Consider the following 20,410-nt stretch of genomic DNA (forward strand, 5'->3'; position numbering starts at 1 on the left):
GGCTGCCAAGCGGTAAGTTGTTGATTGATAGCTTGTTAAGCGAGGTTTGCTTGGAAGGGTGTTTTTAGCGGGAATACCATTTCCGCGGACGTAGTATGATATGAAGCACGATTCCGAACACTGACCGTTCGAAACCGGACAGGTAATATAATTTTGGGATACGTAAAGTATTGGTTTAGAGCAATCGTAAAGTCTGGCACGAATGTGGCAACCGAGTTAGTATGGATCGACAGCTAGATGAATCTCATCTCAAACGTAAGCGCGTAGGCCAGTTTCTCAAGTGGGGGCTAATCGCCACCGCCGTTGCGCTGGTCGTGTACTACGGTTTGCAACGGCTGTCTCCTTCCGCCGACGAGGACAAACTGCGTTTCGCAACCGTAGAGCGCGGCGACATCCTCAGCACCGTCAACGCAACGGCACTGATTTTACCCGCCTTCGAGGAGCAGGTTAATGCGCCCGTCGCAACCACCATCAAGGAAGTCCTGTTGTTTTCCGGCAGCGAAGTGGAAGCCGGCGCACTCCTGATGAAGCTCGACCGCGACTTCATCGGGCTCCAACTCGACGGCCGCCGCGATCAACTCGCCCTGAAGGAGAACAACATCAATCTGCTGAACCTGGAATACGACCGCGACCTGAAGGAGATCGGCTACAACGCGGAAATCAAAAAACTGGAACTAGCGGCTAGCGAAGCCCAGTTAACCGACGCTCGCCGCCTACTGAAAGTGGGCGGTGCCACGGAAGAAGAAGTGGAAGCCGCCGAGCTGGCCGTACGCATTACCAAATTGGAAAGCAGGAAGCTGGACAACGAACTCGACTACCGCAAAAGCAGCATCGCCGGTCGCAAGCGTCAGTTGCAACTGGAGGTAGGAATGGAAGAGAAAGAAGTCAGCCAACTAAGCCGGAAGATGCGGGAAACGGAAGTCCGCGCGCCCCGCCCCGGTGTCGTCACCTGGGTGAACGAAAACATCGGGCAGCAGGTCGCGGAAGGTGCGCCGCTGGTGCGCATCGCTAACCTGGGGCGCTACAAGGTCGAAGCTTCCTGTTCGGATCGGTACGCGGAGCAACTCGCCGTCGGGATGCCGATCGAGCTGCGGCTCGCGCGGGCGCGATTGTCCGGCACGGTTACCGATATTCTGCCGGAAGTAAAGGACAACACGATCAAATTCCGGGTGGAATTAACGGAGCCCAGCCACGAGCAACTACGGCCGAATTTGCGGGCGGAGTTAAACGTGATCACCCAGCGGAAAGAAGACGCACTGCGGGTAAAGAACGGCCCGGCCTTTCGGGGTGGGGCTTCGCAGTCGGTATTTGTCGTGCGCGGCGAGGAGGCTACCCGGATGGAGGTAGGGACGGGCTTGCGTAACGGCGACTTCGTCGAAATTACCGGTGGGCTCGCGGTGGGGGACCGGATCATCATTTCGGACACGGAGGAACTCGAACGGGTCAGCGCCTTCAAAATCACGGAATAATGAGCACGAAAACACATGTAGTGGTGGTTTGCTTTTTGCTCCTGGCCACTCTACCCGGCACCTGCGTCCGCGCCCAAAAGAGCATCAGCCTCGCGGAATTACAGGCATTAGCCGCCGATAATGCGCTAGCTGTACTAGTCGCCGATCAGGACTTGCGCAGTGCTGAATTTGAATTAACCGCATTCCGGGCCAGCATGAAACCTCGTTTGGATTTAAACGCCAATTTCCCTAATTATTTCCGGACGAGCACCGAAGTGACGCAGAATGACGGTACGGTGGCCTTCCGCGAAATAGAATTAAATAATAGTTTCGTCGGCCTTCTCGCCAGCCAGCGGATCGGCGCGACGGGTGGTACGATTAACCTGGAAAGCCGGCTGCAACGGACGGATAATTTCGTACAGAATTCAAAGAATTATAATGGCTCGCCGGTCCGCCTTTCTTATAGCCAGCCGCTACTCGCATTTAATCCGTGGAAATGGGATAAAGAGTTGTTGCCGCTGGCGCAGGTGCAAAGTGAGCGGGAAGTGCAAGCTGCCCGCGCCGGAGCCGCCCTCGAAGCCACCGACCGCTTTTTCGACCTCGTTTCCGCCGACCAGGAGCGCCGCATCGCCGAGACCAACCGATCCGCCAACGCACAACTCTACCGCGTCGCCGAAGAACGCTACGCACTCGGAAAGATTAACCGCGGCGACGTGGTTCAGCTCCGCCTCGAACTGACGAGCGCCGAGCAAAATTTACTCCGCGCCGAACGACTAGTGGCCGCCGCCTCCGCCGACATCCAACAACTACTTGGCCGCCCGTACGTCGGTGAATTATTCCGCCCCGAACTACCCACCGCCCGGGTGGCCACGACCATCGACGCCACCGCCGCCGCCACCCAAATGGTGACCCGCCGCCCGGAAATTTTAGCCGCCCACCAACGCATCCGCCGCGCCGCCCGCGAGGTCGACCGCACGAAAAAGGACTTCGGCCCGCGCATCGATATTGAGGCCGGCTTTGGCTTTATCCGCAACGACGAAAACTTAGCGCCGATCTACAACGACCCCCAGAACGACCGTACCCTGAGCGTCAACCTCGCCCTGCCAATCCTGGACTGGGGACAGCGCCGGGCCCTCACCAAGCAAGCTACCACTAACCAGGATTTGGCCACCGAAATCGCCCGCCGCACCGAACTTGATTTGAATACCGAACTCGTACAGTTACTGGAGCAGTGGCAGACCGTCCAGGAAGAACTCCGCCTCGCCTCTGACATCCGCGACCTGGCCGAAGAACGCTTCGAGATCAGCCGGCAATCGTACGAACTCGGGGCTATACCACTCGCCAATCTTTCGCTCGCCCAACAGTTTCGGGACCAGAATACGCGGGGCTACGCGGAGACGTTGCGGGCCTACTGGCTGACTTATGCTCGGCTGGCTCGGTTGACGCTTTGGGACTTTATTAATGACAAAGCACTGGGGGGGTAAAACACAAGAAAGGGTTTAGCCACAGAAACACAAAAGCACAGAAAAGAGATGGCTGCTCCGCAGCACTGAACTACGCAGAGCATAAGAGACGGAGAAAGTCACCTACCACACATTTTCTGTGTTTCTGTGTTTTTTTGGCCAAAAAAATGCCGCAATAATCTTAAAATTTACGACCATGATAGAATTAAAAAACATATCAAAATCCTACCGAACCGACACTATCGAAACCCTCGCCTTACAGCACATGACGATGTCAGTACCGTCCGGTGAATTCCTGAGCATCATGGGGCCGTCCGGCTGCGGGAAGTCGACCTTACTCAACATCATGGGCCTGATCGATGAACCGACCGAAGGGACGATGACGCTGGCGGGCAAAGAAATTGCCGGCTACAACGGCGCGCAGATGGCGCGTTTCCGTAACGAGCAACTGGGGTTCATCTTCCAGAGCTTTCACCTCATTAATGACCTTTCGGTGGTGGACAACGTGGAATTACCGCTGCTGTACCGCAAAGTAGGGGGGAAAGAACGACGCCGATTGGCCTTGGAAGCCTTGGCGCGCGTCGGCCTGAGCAACCGGGCAAAACACTTCCCCAACCAGCTTTCCGGCGGCCAGAAACAGCGCGTCGCCATCGCCCGCGCCATTGTTGGCCGGCCGAACATCATCCTGGCGGACGAGCCGACGGGTAATCTAGACAGCCAGATGGGTGATGAGATCATGGAGATTCTACTGAAGCTAAATTCCGAGATCGGGACGACGATCGTGATGGTGACGCACGACGAGCGGATGGCTAAGAAGACGCATCGCTTGGTGCGGTTATCGGATGGAGAAAGGGTTTCTTGATATGCGATTTTGCTGCCGCACGTCTCTTCGTCGCTCCGCTTCTCCTACACATAACACGGTGAGTCATAGAACACAGCGGCAGTTGAGCGCAGCGAAAGAAACAGCGGTAGCCAAATCGCATATCGCATATCGAGATTCGCATATCGCATATCCTAGAGGTCGCATATCAAAAAAATCGCATCAGTAACAACTAAAACAATCATGTTTAAAAACTACCTGCTACTCTCCCTAAAGGTCCTGAAGCGCAAGCCATTTTATACTTTCATTAGCCTGTTCGGGATAAGCTTTACTTTAATGATTTTGATGCTGGTAACGTCAATGGGTAACGCCATGCTGGGGTCGAATAAGCCAATGACGGACATGCACCGTATGGTTTTCATGCCTACCGTAGAGCGGTTCACGCCTTTTTACGACACCCTCACGGTGGTGGACTCAATCGTCATGACTTCCGGCGAAATGCGCTACGACACGACGTACGAGACGAACGAAAGGGGTAGAATGGTGACTAACGGACCGGGAAGTTTCCATTTTTTAGATAATAATTTACGTGACCTGGAAGACGTAGAATCTTACTCTTTTATCAATAGTAATAACCACGCGGACACTTACCTGGACGGGCGCAAAGTGAGTATGTCCACCTACTACGTCGATGCGGATTACTTTAGGGTCTTTGATTTTAATTTCCTGTACGGTTTGCCATTTGGTCAAGCTGCTATCGATGAGGCGAGCAAGGTAATCGTCATGACGGACAAGGCGGCGAAGAATTATTTTGGGGAGGCTTCGGCAGCCGTGATTGATCGGGAAGTGGAGATCGGGCGGGAAAAATTCAGGGTGGTAGGAATTGTTGCCAGGCCGCTGGTAGAAAACGAGGCTACCGGAGGAGACGTGCTGTTACCCTACACGACTATTGATAATAAGGAGCTAGCGAGTACAACACTGGGCGGGGGATTCCTTGCCGTGTTCAAAGCGGTAAGCCCGGAGAAAAGAACCTCGGTCATCGACCAGCTAGCGTTTTACGCGGACAATTTTTCCATGCCCCCGGATCAGGATTTTGAGAAACTGGGCTTAGACGCATCAACTTACCTGGAGCTCTTCGCGGACAGAATGGTGCCTGGCGACAGCCAAAATACTGACCCGTCGGTGTGGACGGTCTTCGGGCCGATCGCCGTGCTGCTCGTCCTCTTTCTGGTTCTCCCGCTCATCAATCTGATTAACCTGAACATCAGTCGGGTATTCGAAAGAAAATCGGAAATAGCCGTCCGTAAAGCGTTCGGGGCGGACAGTAAAAATATCCTGTACCAATTCGTCTTGGAAAACCTCGTCATCACCTTCATTGGTGGGCTGATTGGTTTGATACTGGCCTTCCTGATCATACAGTACGTGAACGCTAACGACCTTCTGGGAATCACCCGGCTGGCCTTTTCATTTAAGGTATTTCTTTACTTTTTGATCGTCATTTTACTCTTCGGGCTGGTCTCCGGAATTCTACCGGCCTACCGCATGAGCCGCACCAACATCGGGGAAGCCCTCCGCTAAAATAATAAATCATGATTACGCACTTAGTACGGTTAATGTGGAACAAGCGGCGTGCAAATGCCCTGATTCTGCTGGAGATACTCCTGGCTTTTTTGGTCCTGTTCGGCGTGTACGCCTTCGGGTTTTATAACCTGGATCGCTTCAGTTCCCCGCTGGGGTTCTCTTACGAAAACAGTGTCGGTCTGCGCTTAAATTTACCCGAGGATATGGATTCCGCCAGCACGGTATCAATGCAAAAACGAATTCGGGATGAAATCTTGCTCGTGTCGGGCGTGGAGCAGGCCACCTTTATCGGTAGCATCAATCCCTTTAGTGGAAATATGTATTTCAACGGAAATGACGACAACGGATATGAACTAAGAACACAGGGCTTTTTTGCCGATGAGCACTTCGCCGAAACCATGAATCTTGAATTGAGGGAAGGACGCTGGTTCGACGAAACGGACGTCACGTCCAAGTATATTCCCGTCCTCGTGAACGGAGCTTTGATGGATGAATTTTACCCCGCCGCGAACTCACTGGTCGACTCTATTCTCATTATCGAGGGGGAAAAGAAAATTATTGGCGTGGTGGAAAATTTTAAATACAGAAGTAATTTCTCCGAAAACGCACCACTCACTTTTTTTCCAACACGCAGCCGGGACGTCACTAAATACCCTTTTCAGATGATGATCATCCGAGCGTCCAGCGGCCGGACGGCAGCCATCGAAGAGCCGATCTACAACTTGGTCCGCGACATCACCAAAAACACGGACGTAGTTATCTGGAACATGGCGGACGATCGAATTAAAGCTAATAAGCCGGTGGTAGTTCCGCTGGTCGTCCTCACGTTAATCTCCACCTTTCTACTCATTAACATCGCCCTCGGTCTCTTCGGCGTGCTCTTCACCCAAATTAACCGCCGCCGCGCCGAGATCGGGCTGCGTAAAGCAATGGGCGCTACGCCGGCGCAGATTACCACCCAGTTCGTTTTGGAAGTTCTGCTCGTCGCTACGGCCGCTCTTCTACTGGGCGTATTCTTCGCCGTTCAGGTGCCTATCTTGGAATTGACCTCCATACCGGCTAAATTTTTCTATTTCGGTATCGTGGCGGCCATCATAACCATCCTACTCATCGTCTTCCTCTGCGCATCCATCCCCAGCCGGCAGGCAGCTGGTTTACAGCCGGCAGACGTGCTGCACGAAGATTGATTGATCACTGCTGTGCAACCATCCCTTTAACCACCCGTACTTACTACTATGAAATACTTACTTATCCTTCCCCTGTTATTCGCCACGCTTGCAGCTTCGGCGCAGATAAAAACCACGGTCGTCACCGAAACCGAGACGAAAAAGAATTACAGCTTCAACGTGTCCGTCTCCAGAGATCAGGCTCCTTTGCTCGTCGCTGCCTACGCGAAAATTAGCGGAAGCGACGTTATTGATGGATTTCGCGGTGACCTGGAAACAACCACCGAAGACGGTATTCTGATTGCGCTCGATAATAAGTCAAGAGAACTTTCCATTGACTACGCAGGGCTGGTTCCGGAAACAATTACCAGGGCTGAAGCCATGGCCGCCACCGTGCGGGAATACCTGGACTCAGAAGAAACGCCCACACCACCCACGCCGAACGACGGCAACGAGTAGACCTGTTTTACCGGTAACCATGAAGCACACCATTCTAATCATTGAGGACGATACCATCGTGGCCAAAAGCCTCGAACTGCTGCTGAAACGGGCGGGCTACGCGGTCCGGTCCGTCACCCGTATGACGGAGGCGCTGCCGGCGGTGAACGACTGCCGGCCGTCGCTGGTGTTGCTCGATATGAATTTTACCATCGATACGAGTGGGAAAGACGGTATGAAAATACTTGGACAGATCCTGGCCGAGCAACCGCAGCTACCGATTATTTTGATGACGGGTTGGGCGACCGTCCAGCTCGCCGTCGAGGGCATGAAGGCCGGCGCGCGCGATTTTATCGCCAAGCCGTGGGATAATAAGGAGTTGTTGAACGCCGTTGCCACGCAAGTTGAGCAAGCGAGTATGGCATTTGGCGCGGTCGCGGGTGCCAGCCAGGTTGGAAAGGAGCAAAATCCATTCGGCGGCATCATCGGTTCTTCCCCGAACCTAGAAACCATCCTCGACCAAGCCGCCCGCGTAGCCCCTACGCAAGCTTCCGTCCTCATCACCGGTGAAAGTGGCACGGGGAAGGAACTCGTCGCCGAAGCCATCCACGCAGCCAGCCTCCGGGCGAAGGGACCGTTCGTAGCCGTCAATCTCGGCGGCGTCCCCCCAAGTTTATTCGAAAGCGAACTCTTCGGCCACAAAGCCGGCGCCTTTACCGACGCGAAAACTGACCGCAAAGGTCACTTCGAACTCGCGGAAGACGGAACTTTGTTCCTCGACGAAATCGGCGACCTCGATCTCGCCGCCCAGGTCAAACTTCTCCGCGTCCTGCAGGAACGCCAGTACCAAAGACTTGGCGACAGCAAAATCCGCAAAACCAACGTTCGCATTCTCTCCGCCACCAGTCGTAACCTCCACTCAATGACCGCCGCCGGTACCTTCCGGGAGGACCTCCTCTACCGCATAAATTTAATTCACCTTCCACTACCGCCCCTCCGCGACCGCCCCGCCGACATCCCGGGCTTAGCCGAGCACTTCCTGGCCAGTGCACGTCGCCGCTACGACCGGCCGGAACTTACCTGGAGCAAGGACGCGCTGGGTTGGCTACGCAAACAGTCCTTCCCGGGTAACATCCGCCAACTTCAGAACCTGGTCGAAAGGGTCGCTATCCTCACCCATGAGCCTCGTTTACAGGTTCTCCACCTTGAAGCGCACTACCGAAAGAAACAAGCCGAATCCTTAACTCCGAGCGGCGTGACGCTGGCGGAAATGGAAGTCAGAATGATCGAGGGCGCGCTGGGGCGTAATGGCAACGAAATCGCAGCCACGGCCCGGGAACTAGGGCTGACGCGGGCGGCGCTGTACCGGCGGATTGAGAAGTTTAGGATCAAACAGTAGTACCTTAATTTTACCATACGCTACACTCCTTGTCCTCCGCCAATAAATACATCACCTACCTTCTCGTGCTCCACCTAGCCTGCGGCGGGCTAGCCTACCGCGCCTTTCTGGAAAACCCGTACCTAATTTTCGCGGCGGAAGCGCTACTGCTAGTCTCCGTCTACGTAGCCTTCCGGATCTTCCGCTCGATCATCGCGCCGGTAAAACTCCTCAGCCAGGGGGCGGCGGCGCTGGAGGATGGTGACTTTTCCGTCAAGTTGCTGCCCACCGGGAGTCGGGAAATGGACGGAGTGGTGAACGTCTACAACAGCATGATCGATCAATTGCGGAGCGAGCGGGTCAGTGGCAAACAGCGCGAAGAGTTCCTGCAGCAACTAATCGAAGCGACGGAAATCGGGATCATTACCCTGGACTTTGACGGTGAAGTCGCAAAGCTGAACGGCTGGATGGAGCAAAAATGTATCGATGCAGCCTTCCGCACCGCCGTCCTCCAACCCGCCCTGCACCTGTCCCGACTTAGTCGGGACCCCAAAAATGGCCGCAACAAATCCACCACCTTCGTCCTGCCCGGACCGGACGGCCGCCGCTATCACGTTGAAAAATCTACCTTTATCGACCGGGGTTTCGAACGAGGCTTCCTAATCCTGCAGGACGTCACGGCCGAACTACTCGCCGCCGAAAAAGAAGCCTACGGCAAGGTGATCCGCATGATGGCCCACGAAGTAAACAACTCCAACGGCGCCGTGGTGAGTATCATGACCACGCTCCTGGAAGCCGCCCGCGAAACCGACCCAGCACTGGCGGCCCTGACGACGGATTACCTCCCCGCAGCCATCAACCGGGCGGACAACATGACGGCCTTCATCCATAATTTTGCGCGCGTCGTCCGGCTGCCGCGTCCGCAGCGCAAGCTTACCGAGCTGAACGATTTGCTGCGCCGCACCGGAAAGGTGATGGTGGCCACGCTCGCGGAGGAAGATATCGACCTTGTATTCGCGTTGGCTCCCGGAAAAATCAGCCTGCGCCTCGATGACGCCCAGATCGAGCAAGTCGTCATCAACGCGCTGACGAACGCCCGCCAGAGTATCGAACGGGGCGGTCAGATCACCATCACTTCCACCACTAATCCTCCGGGTTTCACGATTACGGACGACGGTGCCGGCATCGCCGCCGAGCACGCCGAGCAGCTCTTTACGCCCTTTTTCAGCACGAAACCGACCGGGCAGGGCATCGGCCTGACGCTGGCCCGGGAAATTCTGGAAGCGCACGGCGCGCGGTACTCCTTAGTTACCGGCCCGGACGAGCGGACGCGGTTTCGGGTGACGTTTCCTACGCTTCATCAGTAACTAACTCACTTGCTGGCGGCGGCCAGGGCGGCGGTCAACGCCGACATCTCCTCGGCGACGTTGTACACGTTCGGCGACACTCGCACGGAATCCCCCCGGTAGCTCAACATCAGGCCCCGGGCTTCGACTTCCCGCGCGAACCGGTCGGCGTCGATCGAGTCGGGTAGGGCGAGACCAACCAGGTGGTGGGCGCGGTCTTTCTTGAGTGCCACGTCTAATTCTTGCAGTTGGGGCGCAATTCCCGCCCACAATCCCGCACAGTGCGCCTGAACCACCTCCGGAGAGATGGCGACGACCTGCTGCAAAGCCGCCACCTGCATCGGCGCCATGATGAAGTTGGAGTGTTCGCCGACCGAGTAGCGACCGGCCAGGGCGCGGTAATCGCTGCGGTAGTTGACGAGGTTGCGGAAGTCATCGCTGCCCGCCCGGTTGATCCAGTTTTCTTCGATGGGTTTGCCACCGTCCATCCGTTCGCCTAAGTACGCGTAACCGCAGCCGTACGGACCCATCAGCCATTTGTAGCCGCCGGCCACGAGGGCGTCCGGGCGAATTTTCTGCACGTCAAAAGGGTAGGCACCGAGCGACTGGGTGGCATCGACGATCAGCCACGCGTCGACTTCGTCGGTGCGTCTGCGGATGGCTGCGAGGTCGTAGAGCGTGCCGTCCGCCCAGTGGAGGTGGGCGATGGCGACGGCGGCGGTGTGCTCGTCGATGGCTGCGAGTACCCGGTCGGACCAAGTACCGCCGGCGTCGGCCGCGGGGCGCTTGACGATACGTAGCTCTGCTTCTTTTTCTTTGCAGAGCACGTCCCACGAATAGTAGTTGCTGGGGAATTGCGCCTCGACGACGATCACGTTTTGGCCTTTGCGTAAGGGAAGGTTTTTGGCGACCGTCGCAACCCCGTAGCTGGCCGAGGACGTCATGGCGATGCGGCCTGACTCCGGACAGTTAATTAGGCGGGCAAAAAGGTTCTTAATGTCCTCGACGTCGCCAAAAAATTTATCGACGGGCATCCCCGGGTGCGCTTCCCGCCACCAGAGCGCGTGGCGGGCGGCGGCGGCCACGGCTTTCAGTTGTGGCGCGCGGCTGGCACCGTTCAGGTAGCCGGCGACGGCTTTTTCGGGGAAGAGATCGCGGTAGCGGTTGGTGGTCGGGTGCGTCATTCGGTAAATTTATGCAATGGTGCGCGGTCCCGATAGCTATCGGGAGTGCCGGGTGACGGGGAAAGAAGCAAAGTGGGTCGGGCGAACATGCCGTATTTACGGCCGGTTCCAATGCTACACAAAATACGTATTTAGCCCATGGCCATCCACCAAGACAACCCCTACGCCACCCTCACCGAAGCCATCGCCCAACTCAAGGCGGACGGCTACACCCACGATTTTAACCAGCAGGGCAAGCACCTGGAGTGCAAAAAGCTCAGCAAAAACTTCCAGCCAGAGGACTTCACCATCACCCACACCTATCGCTTCGAAGGCATGAGCAGCACCGACGATAACTCCGTTCTCTACGGCATCGAAGCCGCCGACGGCACGAAGGGACAACTCGTCGATGCTTACGGCGTATACGCCGATTCGCTATCTCCGGAAATGATCGAGAAGTTCCGCGTGCAGTACGACGACCCGGGTAAACTCTAGTTCGGTAGTTATACCCTGCGGGTTGGGTTTTCCCGAATAAACTTTGCACCCGCGTCCGCGCAAAGAAAAATGATCTGAGGTCTGTGGTCTTTATTGTAGACCACAGACCATTTACCCCAGACTAAAGCCTTCAGACCCAAGACCAATCTAGTTCCTACCTTCGCGCCGCATATGGAATTACTCATACAGGTCGGCATCTTCGTCGTCAGCATTGCCGCCCTACTCTGGGCCAGCGACCGTTTCGTGGAGGCCGCCGAGCGCATCGGTTTGAGCTTCGGTATTTCGCCGTTCATCATCGGCGTGACCATTGTTGCCTTTGGCACTTCCTTGCCGGAGCTGGCAACCAGTATCGTTGCCGTGCTGAACGGGACGCCGGAGATCGTGATCGGCGCCGTCGTGGGCTCGAACATCACCAACATCGCGCTGGTGCTGGGCCTGACGGCCGTCGTCGTGAAGAACATCGACCTGGAGTACAACCTCTGGCACATCGATATTCCCTTCCTCTGGGGAAGTGCCTTCCTGCTCTACTTTGCGGTTTCCGACGGAAATCTATCCCTTTACGAGGCCTTTTTGTTCCTCGTCGGGATTTGTATTTTTCTGGCTTACAGCCTCAAGGACCAGGAGAAACCGGACAAAGAAGACCGCCCGACCGCCAACTGGAAAGATTACGTGCTCCTGATCGCCGGCGGTGCCATTGTGAGTCTTTCCGCCACGTTCGTCATTTCGGCCATCACGACCATTGCCGTCATTCTCAACATCGCCCCTACGGTGATCGCCCTTTCCGCCGTTGCCATCGGTACGAGCCTGCCGGAGGTCGCCGTTAGCCTCGCCGCCGCCCGCAAGGGGAAAGCATCCATTGCCGTCGGCAACGCCATTGGCTCCAACGTTTTCAACACGTTCATCGTCATGTCCATCCCGCGTTTCTTCGGCGAGTTGGTCATTCCGCAGGACGTGATCGACATCTACTTGCCCCTGATGATCGTGATGACGATCCTGCTCGGCGTGATGAGTAACAACCGTAAAATCACCCGCTGGGAAGGGATGGTGCTGTTGCTCTTCTTTGCCTGGTACTTCGGCGTGTTGTTCGAGAACGCGGGCTAAGCATTCCATTTCTAAACGGGAACGACCCGGACCTTGTCACGCCGCTGACGGTAGTGGCGTAAACCGCCCGCTAAATCCGCCACGTAGCGTTGGCGGACACGGGTCTTTAACATTCTAACAAGGTCGTGACAGTGAAGGGCGGGGCAGATTTTACCTTTGCAGCGCAACAACACCCCGCCTGCCCTAGATGCTCCAACATGTTCACGTACTTACCCTCACCCACCGCCACGCCAAACTGCGCGACATCGGTGAGTTGGTAACCGCCTTCGAGGGGGACGGGCAGCTGGAGCAACGACTTGCGGCCTTACGGGGGAGTGGTTTGGTTGACGAGTTGTACTACATGGCTACCTGCAACCGCCTGTTGTTGCTCTTTACCACCAGACGGGAAGTTGATGCAGCCTTTCGACAGGCCCTCCTGGGCGACCGGACGATCGACGCCGTCGCCGCCATGCGTCACCTGCAGGGCAACAAGGCCATCTACCACCTCTTTGAGGTCGGTTCTTCCATCGACTCCCTCGTCGTTGGGGAGCGACAAATCCTCGGCCAGTTTCGCAAAGCGTACAAACAGAGTCGCAAGTGGGGGCTGATTGGCGACGATCTGCGCATCATTTGTGATCGAGTCAGCCTGGCCTCCAAAGATGTGTACAACAACACGCGGATCGGTGAAAAGGCAGTTTCGGTCGTTTCCTTGGCCATGCAGCAGATGCAGAAACACCACCCGAAGCCGGGTTCGCGCGTCCTGGTGATCGGGGCGGGGCAGACGAACGTGCTCGTTGCCAAATTTTTGAAACAGCAGGGGCTCGAGAGCGTAACCGTCGTCAACCGATCGCTCGACCGCGCGGAAGCCCTGGCGGCAAGCTTTTCCGGGGGCAAAGCCATTTCCCTCCATGATTTATCTTACTACGAAGAAGGTTTCGATGTGCTCGTGGCCTGTACCGGCTCCGCGGAACCCATCGTGACGCCGAAGCTCTTTCACTGGTTGCTCGCCGGCGACGACCCGGGGGGCAAGTTGGTCGTCGACCTCGGCGTCCCGTCGGACATCGCCGAAGAGACCGTGGAGCAGTACGATTTTTACTACGTGGGCATCGAGCAACTTCGCTCGCTGGCGGAGGAGAACATGAGTTTTCGGCGCGAGGAGATCAAGCGTTCCCACGGCCTGCTGCGCGTCCACCTCGAAGAAGTGGAAATTGCTTATCGCCAGCGACTACTGGAGCGGGCGCTTGCGCACTTGCCGGCCGAAATCAAGGCCGTCCGCCAGAACGCCGTCGACAAAATATTTGCCAAAGAAATCGCCGAGCTTGATCCCGAAGCCCGCGAACTCATGGACCGCATACTCACTTACATGGAAAAACGCTGCATCGGTATTCCGATGAAAGCGGCCCGGGAGGCCATCCTGGGTTGATCTCACCTCAATTTTTTGCCGTGCGGTATTCGCTCGCCTCGCTCATCTTCGTGCTGTCGACCACGGCCGCTTTTGCCCAGTTGGCTGCTCGCATTGCAACCGAAGCTTACGTCGCCCCCCTGCGTGGCCCCCTGCTCGTAACGGGGACATTTGGCGAGTTACGCAGCGATCACTACCACGCGGGCTTAGACTTTCGGGCGAGCACCAGCACACCGGTTTATGCGGTGCGCGAAGGTTTTGTCAGCCGCATCATCGTGAGCCCCGGCGGCTACGGGCAGGCGATTTACGTCGATCACCCGGACGGTTACCGGAGTGTCTACGGCCACTTGGAGACCCTGGTGGGGGAACTGCTGGACACCGTGCGGGCGGCGCAGTTTGCGGAAGAGTCGTTTCGGCAGGACCTCAAATTCGACTCGCTCGCCTTTCCCGTCGCCCGGGGGCAGCGCATCGGGGCGGTGGGGAACCGGGGGCACAGCTTTGGCTCGCACCTACACTTCGAGCTGCGGGAGATTCTTGGGGACGTACCCGTCAATCCACTGCAGTTTGGCTTTTCAATTCCCGACCGGCGGGCACCGCAAATTCGTAGTCTCCGGATTTACGAGCTGGACGGGCGTGGGCACGAGATCACCGCAACAACCCATAAGTCAGGGAGTAAGGACACCATTTTCGTGAGGACGCCCGACGTCGGCGTTGCCGTAAAAGCTTACGATCGCCAGGACGCGATGCCGAATTGGAACGGTATCTACTCGGCCACGGTTTTCGTTGATTCGGTCCGCCAGTCGGGCATCGAGCACGCCCGTATTCCTTTTGGGGATACGCGCTACCTCAACGCGCAAACGGATTACCGGGAGTGGCAAAAGGAGACGTCCTGGTTTCACCGCTTGTGGGCGCTGCCGCGGGTGCCGGGGTTGCGCGGGAGTGCCATGAACGATGGGCCAGCGCTCAAGCTCGTGACCAACCGACCGACTAATGTTGTAATCGAGGTGCGTGATTACGCCGGCAACGTGACGACGGAAAAAGCTACGTTGGTTTACCGGCCGGGAGACGAACCGGAGTTCACGCAACCGCATCAGTACTTTATTCCCGCGGGGGAGGAGAGCTTAATCGAGCGGGAGGGGTTCTCACTCTATTTCCCCGAAAACGCGCTGTACGAAGATCTCTACCTGCGGTTTACGGTACTACCGGACGACTCGGCGGACCGGTACAGTGCCACTTACCTCGTGCACGACGCGCTGACGCCACTGCACGGGCGTGCAAAAATCAGTATTCGGCCGACGAAGCCAGTCCCCGACGGGCTCAGGGAGCGGGTTTACCTTGGTCGCTGCGACGAAAAGGGCCAATACCACAGCCACGGTGGTAAGTGGACTGAAGCCGGCTCGCTGGAAACGACCCTCGGTAGCTTCGGCGACTACGCACTTTTTCTGGACACGATCCCGCCGACCGTCCGCATCAATTCTTTTCCCCGCAACCTTAATCGTTACGCCGGTTTTAGTGTACTCATCACCGACGACGTGAGCGGTGGTGGATTGGCGTACCGGGGGACGATCGACGGAAAGTGGATCTTTCTGGAATACGATGAGAAGAACGACAAATTGACCCATAACTTTAGCGAAGGTGCCCTCCGCCCCGGCAAGCATACCTTTGAACTCGAACTGACTGACGCCCGGGGGAACACGACCAACTGGAAACGTAAATTTACCCGCTAAGCCCCCTGTGACCATGTACCGACTATCTTCTAACGCAACGCTTTTCCTTAAACTATTTGTCCCGGTCTTCTGGACGACCATCCTCGCGGCGCTTACGATTGTCGCCTGGTTCGTAAGGGATAACCTTTTCGAGGGAAGTCTGCTTACCTCGTTCCGCTACGGCACGCTGTTCGCCCTCGTTCTCGCCGTCATCAGTTTCCTGGTGCTGCTGTGGCCGCTCAAACGGGTGGAGACGGACGGTGAAAAAGTCTACGTCAGCAATTATTTTCGGACGGCCTTTTACCGCTGGGATCAGGACGTAGAATCCTTTACTGAAACGCGCTTCCTTTTCTTCCGCTTCGCCACCATCCGCCTCAATGGCGTGGGTAGTTTCGGGCGCAAAATGCGCTTTCTCGTTGATAAGTCTTTGTTGGATAACTTTAAGGAGGAGTTGCCGGGTGTGCTCCCCCATAGCGAAGCGACTTAACGGAAACAGATGGTTTAGTATCACTAGATAACGCAATAAGTAGTCAGTTTCCTTCGGATGTATCTTCTAGAAACCGTTGCACAGCAGTAACTTCCTCAAGTTCAGTGTCATCCAAAAAACTAGTGGTGAGGATGTGTCAGTTCTCATCAGATGTATCTTCCAGCGGCCGTTGCGCAGTAATGGCTGCTGGAAGTTCATCGGATGTGTAACTGACGGATAGTCCTCAAAAAGTCAACCCCAACCCAGCCACCCCGGCCCCGTCACCGTACGACCCACCGATCGATAATTTACTCCGGTGCTTCCGCTGCCACCGCTTGTGGATGTGTGGCGTCATAATGCCAAAAAATGCACCGACCCCAAATCCCACTACGGTATCGGAAGGAAAGTGTTTCAGCGCCTGTATGCGTTTGATGGCAACGTAAGCCGGCGGCAAACTAGCCAGACCGAAAGCCAGCGCCCGTTGCTTTCCGTTCCACTGCGGATTGTAGTCCGAAAGCACTTTGGCGAAAAAGAAAGTCCCCACGGCGGTAGTGCTTACGTGGCCGCTAAAGAAGCTATTGCGGTTATTGCCTAATTCGCGAATACTGTCATCTACGTCTTCGTAGTAAGCTACCGGCCGTGCCCGGTCGATGAACGTTGGCCCGAGCGGAGTGATGGCGTAGGTAAGGCTACTCAGCGCGTGGGTTTGTACGTACAGGGCGGTAATGTCGATCCAATCCTTCCGAATTTTTTTATCGAGAAAAAGCGTGAAGGGCAGGAGGATGGAGGCGTTAAAAAACACGTCGCTCGCGCTTTCGGCGTCTTCTCTCCGGTCAGCGTTGTCGGGGAAGGCCCAGCGGTCGAAACCCGCGACGTCATCACGGTCGAGGGACGCGAAGTCGACGACATCTTTGTCGCGCAGTTTATCGATCAGCGTGGTGGAAATAATCATTCCTCCAAGCCCGATTCCTCCGTCTATCCACGGGTTGATGGCGTAAACCTTCTCTTCAGTTGGATTGTAGGCGCGAATGTCTTTTCTCTCTGCGAGCGGGATGCTTTGGGCTTGCATTGTGGAGATCAGGCAGCTAAAAAAAACGAAGGAGAGGAGAAGACCGTATGTTGGGCGCATTAGGCGGTTGCTTTTGTAGGAGTGCAACGCGCCCTGCTCATCCGTGTTTGCCACTGCTCGGCCGGTGACATGGTCCTACGCGACAAACATTAGCGGAGTAAACGGCTTATTATCCCCACAACACTACTTCAATGAACGAACACACCTACGTAGCCATCATGGCCGGTGGCGTCGGCTCCCGCTTCTGGCCAGCCAGCCGGGAAGCTAAGCCCAAGCAGTTTCTGGACATCACCGGTGACGGGCGCAGCTTGCTCCGCATTACCTTCGAACGCTTCCTCAAGGTCACTTCTGCCGACAAAATTTTTATCGTCACGAACGGAAAGTACCAGCAGCAAGTCCTGGAGCACCTGCCGGAAATCACCGAGAACCAGATTCTGTGTGAACCCAGCAGGAACAATACCGGCCCCTGCGTTGCCTACACTGCCTTCAAATTGCGGGCCATCGACCCCGAGGCCAATATGGTCATCGCCCCGTCGGATGCGCTGATCATGAACGAAATGCTGTTCGCCGATAATATCAACAAGGCACTGAAGTACACGGCCGAAAACGATGCACTCTTAACGCTCGGAATCGCCCCGGACGAGCCCCACACCGGCTACGGCTACATTCAGTTTCTCGGGGAGGGTGGCGCTGATGGTATTTACCCCGTCCAGCGCTTCACCGAAAAGCCCGACCTGAAGGACGCGAAATCATTTCTGAAAAGTGGTGATTACCTCTGGAACGCCGGTATTTTCGTCTGGCGCGCCGAAACCGTCCTGAAAGCCTACGAGCAACACGCCGAAGAAATCTACGCGCTGCTTTCCCAGGGCATGAGTTGCTATAATACGGACAAGGAACAGGGTTTCATCGATGAGTTCTACCCCCAGACGCCGAGCATCTCTGTTGACTATGCCATCATGGAAAGCGCCAAGAACATTTTCACCATCCCCGCCCAGTTCGGTTGGTCCGATCTCGGTGCCTGGGGTGCGCTTTACGGAGAGAGCCCGAAGGACGATGCCGGCAACGTAATCCACGCCGAGAAGGTAGTGATCGACGACGTACACAACACGTACATCCGCGGCCCCAAGGACAAACTGATCGTTGTCGGTGGCGTCGATGACTTGCTCGTGATCGACGAAGGAGACGTGCTGGTCATCTACCCCCGCAGCCGCGAACAAGAGATCAAGCAGCTGCGCAGCCGGGCGGGAGAAAAGTTTGGGGAGCGCTACGTTTAGAAGAAATAAACGGGGCGGAATTAACTTCGCTAAGGTTAAAGTTTGTTTATTGCCGTCGCATCCCGATCCGGTCACTAATGGTGGTCTAGGTGGGGTGCGACGGCTTAAATTTACGCTGCCCGGCGGCGTATTACGATTTTGAACCGGTCGATCTAATTTTCCACCCAGCCGTTGACGCTAACTCGGCGCCTGATTTCAGGCTCCCCTGCCCCTGGTCAACGGCTAATGCTATCCTTCCCCGCATGTTACTATACGCCGTAATTGCCTGTTTCGTAATCGGATATATCGCCATCGTTTTCGAGCACCCGCTCCGCCTCGATAAAACTGTTCCCGCGCTACTGATGGGCGCCGTCTGTTGGGCGCTAATTAGCCTTGGCTTCCACAATGGCGCGCTCGACATCGTCGACGGCCACGAGCACTTGTTCAAAGGTGCCGACATGTTGCTCCACGACGGCGCTGCCTTCGAAGAAGCGGAAGAGGGGTTCATGGCCAATCTCTTGCACCACCTCGGCAAAACGGCCGAAATCCTGATCTTCCTGATCGGCGCCATGACCATTGTCGAAATTGTGGACCTGCACCGGGGCTTCGACATTCTCAAGGGCTACATCAACACCCGTTCCAAAAGTAAACTGCTCTGGATCGTCGGCATCCTTGGGTTTATTCTTTCCGCCATTATTGACAACCTGACGGCCACGATCGTACTGGTGACGCTCCTGCGGAAGCTCGTCCCGGACCGCGAAACGCGGCTCTGGTACGTAGCCCTCATCGTCATTGCCGCCAACGCCGGTGGCGCCTGGTCGCCGATCGGTGACGTGACCACGACGATGCTCTGGATCGGTCAGCGCGTGAGCACCGGTGGACTGATGGAATACCTGATCGTTCCTTCCCTGGTCTGTTTTATTGTCCCCTTCGTAATCGCTACCACTTCGATGAAGGCCTTTAAAGGAGATATTATGACGCCGGAGCTTGAGTCGGACGAAGGCGTCCCGGAAACGGAAGAGCGACTGCTCTCCAGCAAAACGATGCTGTTTCTAGGTTTGGGAATGATCGTCTTCGTCCCGATCTTCAAAGTAGTAACCCACCTGCCCCCTTACCTCGGCATGATGCTTAGCCTCGGTGTCGTGTGGTTAGTTTCTGAGTACATCCACCCGGAAGAAAACTTTACGGAAGAGCGCAAAGCAACTTACTCCGCCCACCGGGCGCTGAGTCGGATCGAGATGTCCTCCATTCTCTTTTTCCTCGGAATTTTGATGGCCGTCGCGGCGTTGGAGACGATCGCGATCGGTAATGTTGGTGCCCTACGCGCCATGGCCGAAGTACTGCAGGACGCCATTCCGAACCAGAACTGGGTAATCTTCATCCTCGGGTTCCTTTCCGCCATCATCGACAACGTGCCGCTCGTGGCCGCTTCGATGGGTATGTACAGCCTGGACAACTACGCCATCGACGATACCCTCTGGCACTTCATCGCATACTCGGCCGGTACGGGCGGTTCGATGCTCATCATCGGTTCTGCCGCCGGCGTTGCCGCCATGGGAATGGAGAAGATCGATTTCATCTGGTACCTCAAAAAGATTGCCTGGCTCGCCTTCGTTGGTTTCGCCGCCGGTGCCGCCGTGTTCATGGTCATCGAAACGTACCTGAAGTAGTGACCTTGCGCGTCTTCTTATTCTTCTGCAGTTGCCTGTTGCTGACCGCCTGCCAGCCGGATTCACCATCCCTGTTGGGCAGCTGGCGGGCGGTCGACGTTCGCGAAAACGGGGACAGCTTACAACTCGACCCCGGTGAAATAAGCTTCGAGTTTCACTCCGATAATCGGTATGCCTACCGGTCCACGCTCAACTACCGCGAGGCAGGCACGTGGCGCTACGAAAACGGCTACCTCTACGCCCAGGACACGACTGGCCAGGAAGCCACGCAGTACGTCGTTGCCGTTGATTTGCTGCGTCAGGACAGTCTCTTATTACGCATGAAAGCGGACTCGGCGGAGCGAAAGGTTCTCCTGTTGCGTGAATAGTATTTGCGCGGTCGCCCTGACCAAGTACGGGATTAGCTACGCGCCGCAGGTGTAAAGTATATCCAAGTAGAAGTAGCGTATCCTGCCTAAGGTCCTCT

Annotated in this window: 18 protein-coding genes; 16 read left to right on the forward strand and 2 right to left on the reverse strand. The window is 56.1% G+C overall.

Annotated features, from left to right (window positions below; all coding sequences use genetic code 11):
* Nucleotides 1-221 precede the first annotated feature (221 nt).
* From GGR27_RS07630 to GGR27_RS07665, 8 genes are all read left to right on the forward strand, one after another.
* Nucleotides 222-1,469, forward strand: coding sequence for an efflux RND transporter periplasmic adaptor subunit (locus tag GGR27_RS07630; protein ID WP_168036822.1), 1,248 nt, complete (start codon nucleotides 222-224; stop codon nucleotides 1,467-1,469).
* Nucleotides 1,469-2,932 carry a TolC family protein gene (locus tag GGR27_RS07635; RefSeq protein ID WP_168036823.1) on the forward strand — a complete coding sequence of 488 codons (1,464 nt, stop codon included), beginning with the start codon at nucleotides 1,469-1,471 and terminating at the stop codon, nucleotides 2,930-2,932. The genes GGR27_RS07630 and GGR27_RS07635 overlap by 1 nt, the downstream gene beginning before the upstream one ends.
* Nucleotides 2,933-3,107: 175 nt before the next feature.
* Nucleotides 3,108-3,773, forward strand: coding sequence for an ABC transporter ATP-binding protein (locus tag GGR27_RS07640; RefSeq protein WP_168036824.1), 666 nt, complete (start codon nucleotides 3,108-3,110; stop codon nucleotides 3,771-3,773).
* Between the two features lie 201 nt (nucleotides 3,774-3,974).
* Nucleotides 3,975-5,309: an ABC transporter permease gene (locus GGR27_RS07645; RefSeq protein ID WP_168036825.1), complete on the forward strand. Its 1,335-nt coding sequence runs from the start codon at nucleotides 3,975-3,977 to the stop codon at nucleotides 5,307-5,309.
* A gap of 11 nt (nucleotides 5,310-5,320) precedes the next feature.
* Nucleotides 5,321-6,499, forward strand: a complete 1,179-nt coding sequence (locus tag GGR27_RS07650) for an ABC transporter permease (RefSeq protein ID WP_168036826.1) — start codon at nucleotides 5,321-5,323, stop codon at nucleotides 6,497-6,499.
* A 48-nt stretch (nucleotides 6,500-6,547) separates the two neighbouring features.
* A complete protein-coding gene (locus GGR27_RS07655) occupies nucleotides 6,548-6,937 on the forward strand; it encodes a hypothetical protein (RefSeq protein WP_168036827.1) in 390 nt (129 codons plus the stop codon).
* A 19-nt stretch (nucleotides 6,938-6,956) separates the two neighbouring features.
* Nucleotides 6,957-8,315, forward strand: a complete 1,359-nt coding sequence (locus tag GGR27_RS07660) for a sigma-54-dependent transcriptional regulator (protein ID WP_168036828.1) — start codon at nucleotides 6,957-6,959, stop codon at nucleotides 8,313-8,315.
* A 29-nt stretch (nucleotides 8,316-8,344) separates the two neighbouring features.
* A complete protein-coding gene (locus tag GGR27_RS07665) occupies nucleotides 8,345-9,661 on the forward strand; it encodes a sensor histidine kinase (protein WP_168036829.1) in 1,317 nt (438 codons plus the stop codon).
* Nucleotides 9,662-9,666: 5 nt separating this feature from the next.
* Here the strand turns inward: GGR27_RS07665 and GGR27_RS07670 are convergent, their stop codons facing one another.
* The gene (locus GGR27_RS07670) at nucleotides 9,667-10,824 is read right to left on the reverse strand and encodes an aminotransferase class V-fold PLP-dependent enzyme (RefSeq protein ID WP_168036830.1); all 1,158 of its coding nucleotides are present in this window, start codon (nucleotides 10,822-10,824) and stop codon (nucleotides 9,667-9,669) included.
* Between the two features lie 138 nt (nucleotides 10,825-10,962).
* On the opposite strand from GGR27_RS07670, the gene GGR27_RS07675 reads away from it, so the two are divergent.
* The 5 genes from GGR27_RS07675 to GGR27_RS07695 all read left to right on the forward strand — a co-directional run bounded on the left by GGR27_RS07675 (nucleotide 10,963) and on the right by GGR27_RS07695 (nucleotide 15,973).
* The gene (locus tag GGR27_RS07675) at nucleotides 10,963-11,298 is read left to right on the forward strand and encodes a phosphoribosylpyrophosphate synthetase (RefSeq protein WP_168036831.1); all 336 of its coding nucleotides are present in this window, start codon (nucleotides 10,963-10,965) and stop codon (nucleotides 11,296-11,298) included.
* Nucleotides 11,299-11,469: 171 nt separating this feature from the next.
* On the forward strand, nucleotides 11,470-12,399 hold the full coding sequence (locus GGR27_RS07680) for a calcium/sodium antiporter (protein WP_168036832.1): 930 nt from the start codon (nucleotides 11,470-11,472) through the stop codon (nucleotides 12,397-12,399).
* Between the two features lie 187 nt (nucleotides 12,400-12,586).
* Nucleotides 12,587-13,801 carry a glutamyl-tRNA reductase gene (gene hemA, locus GGR27_RS07685; protein WP_168036833.1) on the forward strand — a complete coding sequence of 405 codons (1,215 nt, stop codon included), beginning with the start codon at nucleotides 12,587-12,589 and terminating at the stop codon, nucleotides 13,799-13,801.
* 20 nt (nucleotides 13,802-13,821) lie between these two features.
* Entirely contained in the window at nucleotides 13,822-15,507 is a 1,686-nt protein-coding gene (locus GGR27_RS07690; protein WP_168036834.1) for a M23 family metallopeptidase, read from the forward strand.
* Nucleotides 15,508-15,520: 13 nt separating this feature from the next.
* Nucleotides 15,521-15,973, forward strand: a complete 453-nt coding sequence (locus GGR27_RS07695; protein WP_168036835.1) for a hypothetical protein — start codon at nucleotides 15,521-15,523, stop codon at nucleotides 15,971-15,973.
* Between the two features lie 223 nt (nucleotides 15,974-16,196).
* Here GGR27_RS07695 and GGR27_RS07700 read toward each other — a convergent pair whose 3' ends face one another.
* Complete coding sequence (locus GGR27_RS07700) at nucleotides 16,197-17,081, reverse strand: phosphatase PAP2 family protein (protein WP_168036836.1); 885 nt, start codon at nucleotides 17,079-17,081, stop codon at nucleotides 16,197-16,199.
* 131 nt (nucleotides 17,082-17,212) lie between these two features.
* On the opposite strand from GGR27_RS07700, the gene GGR27_RS07705 reads away from it, so the two are divergent.
* From GGR27_RS07705 to GGR27_RS07715, 3 genes are all read left to right on the forward strand, one after another.
* Nucleotides 17,213-18,295, forward strand: a complete 1,083-nt coding sequence (locus GGR27_RS07705; RefSeq protein ID WP_245184490.1) for a mannose-1-phosphate guanylyltransferase — start codon at nucleotides 17,213-17,215, stop codon at nucleotides 18,293-18,295.
* A 242-nt stretch (nucleotides 18,296-18,537) separates the two neighbouring features.
* Nucleotides 18,538-19,944 carry a sodium:proton antiporter NhaD gene (gene nhaD, locus GGR27_RS07710; protein ID WP_168036837.1) on the forward strand — a complete coding sequence of 469 codons (1,407 nt, stop codon included), beginning with the start codon at nucleotides 18,538-18,540 and terminating at the stop codon, nucleotides 19,942-19,944.
* 5 nt (nucleotides 19,945-19,949) lie between these two features.
* Entirely contained in the window at nucleotides 19,950-20,312 is a 363-nt protein-coding gene (locus tag GGR27_RS07715) for a lipocalin-like domain-containing protein (RefSeq protein WP_168036838.1), read from the forward strand.
* The last annotated feature ends 98 nt before the right edge of the window (nucleotides 20,313-20,410 follow it).

Source organism: Neolewinella antarctica (assembly GCF_011927835.1).
In the GTDB taxonomy this organism is placed as follows: Bacteria; Bacteroidota; Bacteroidia; order Chitinophagales; family Saprospiraceae; genus Neolewinella; species Neolewinella antarctica.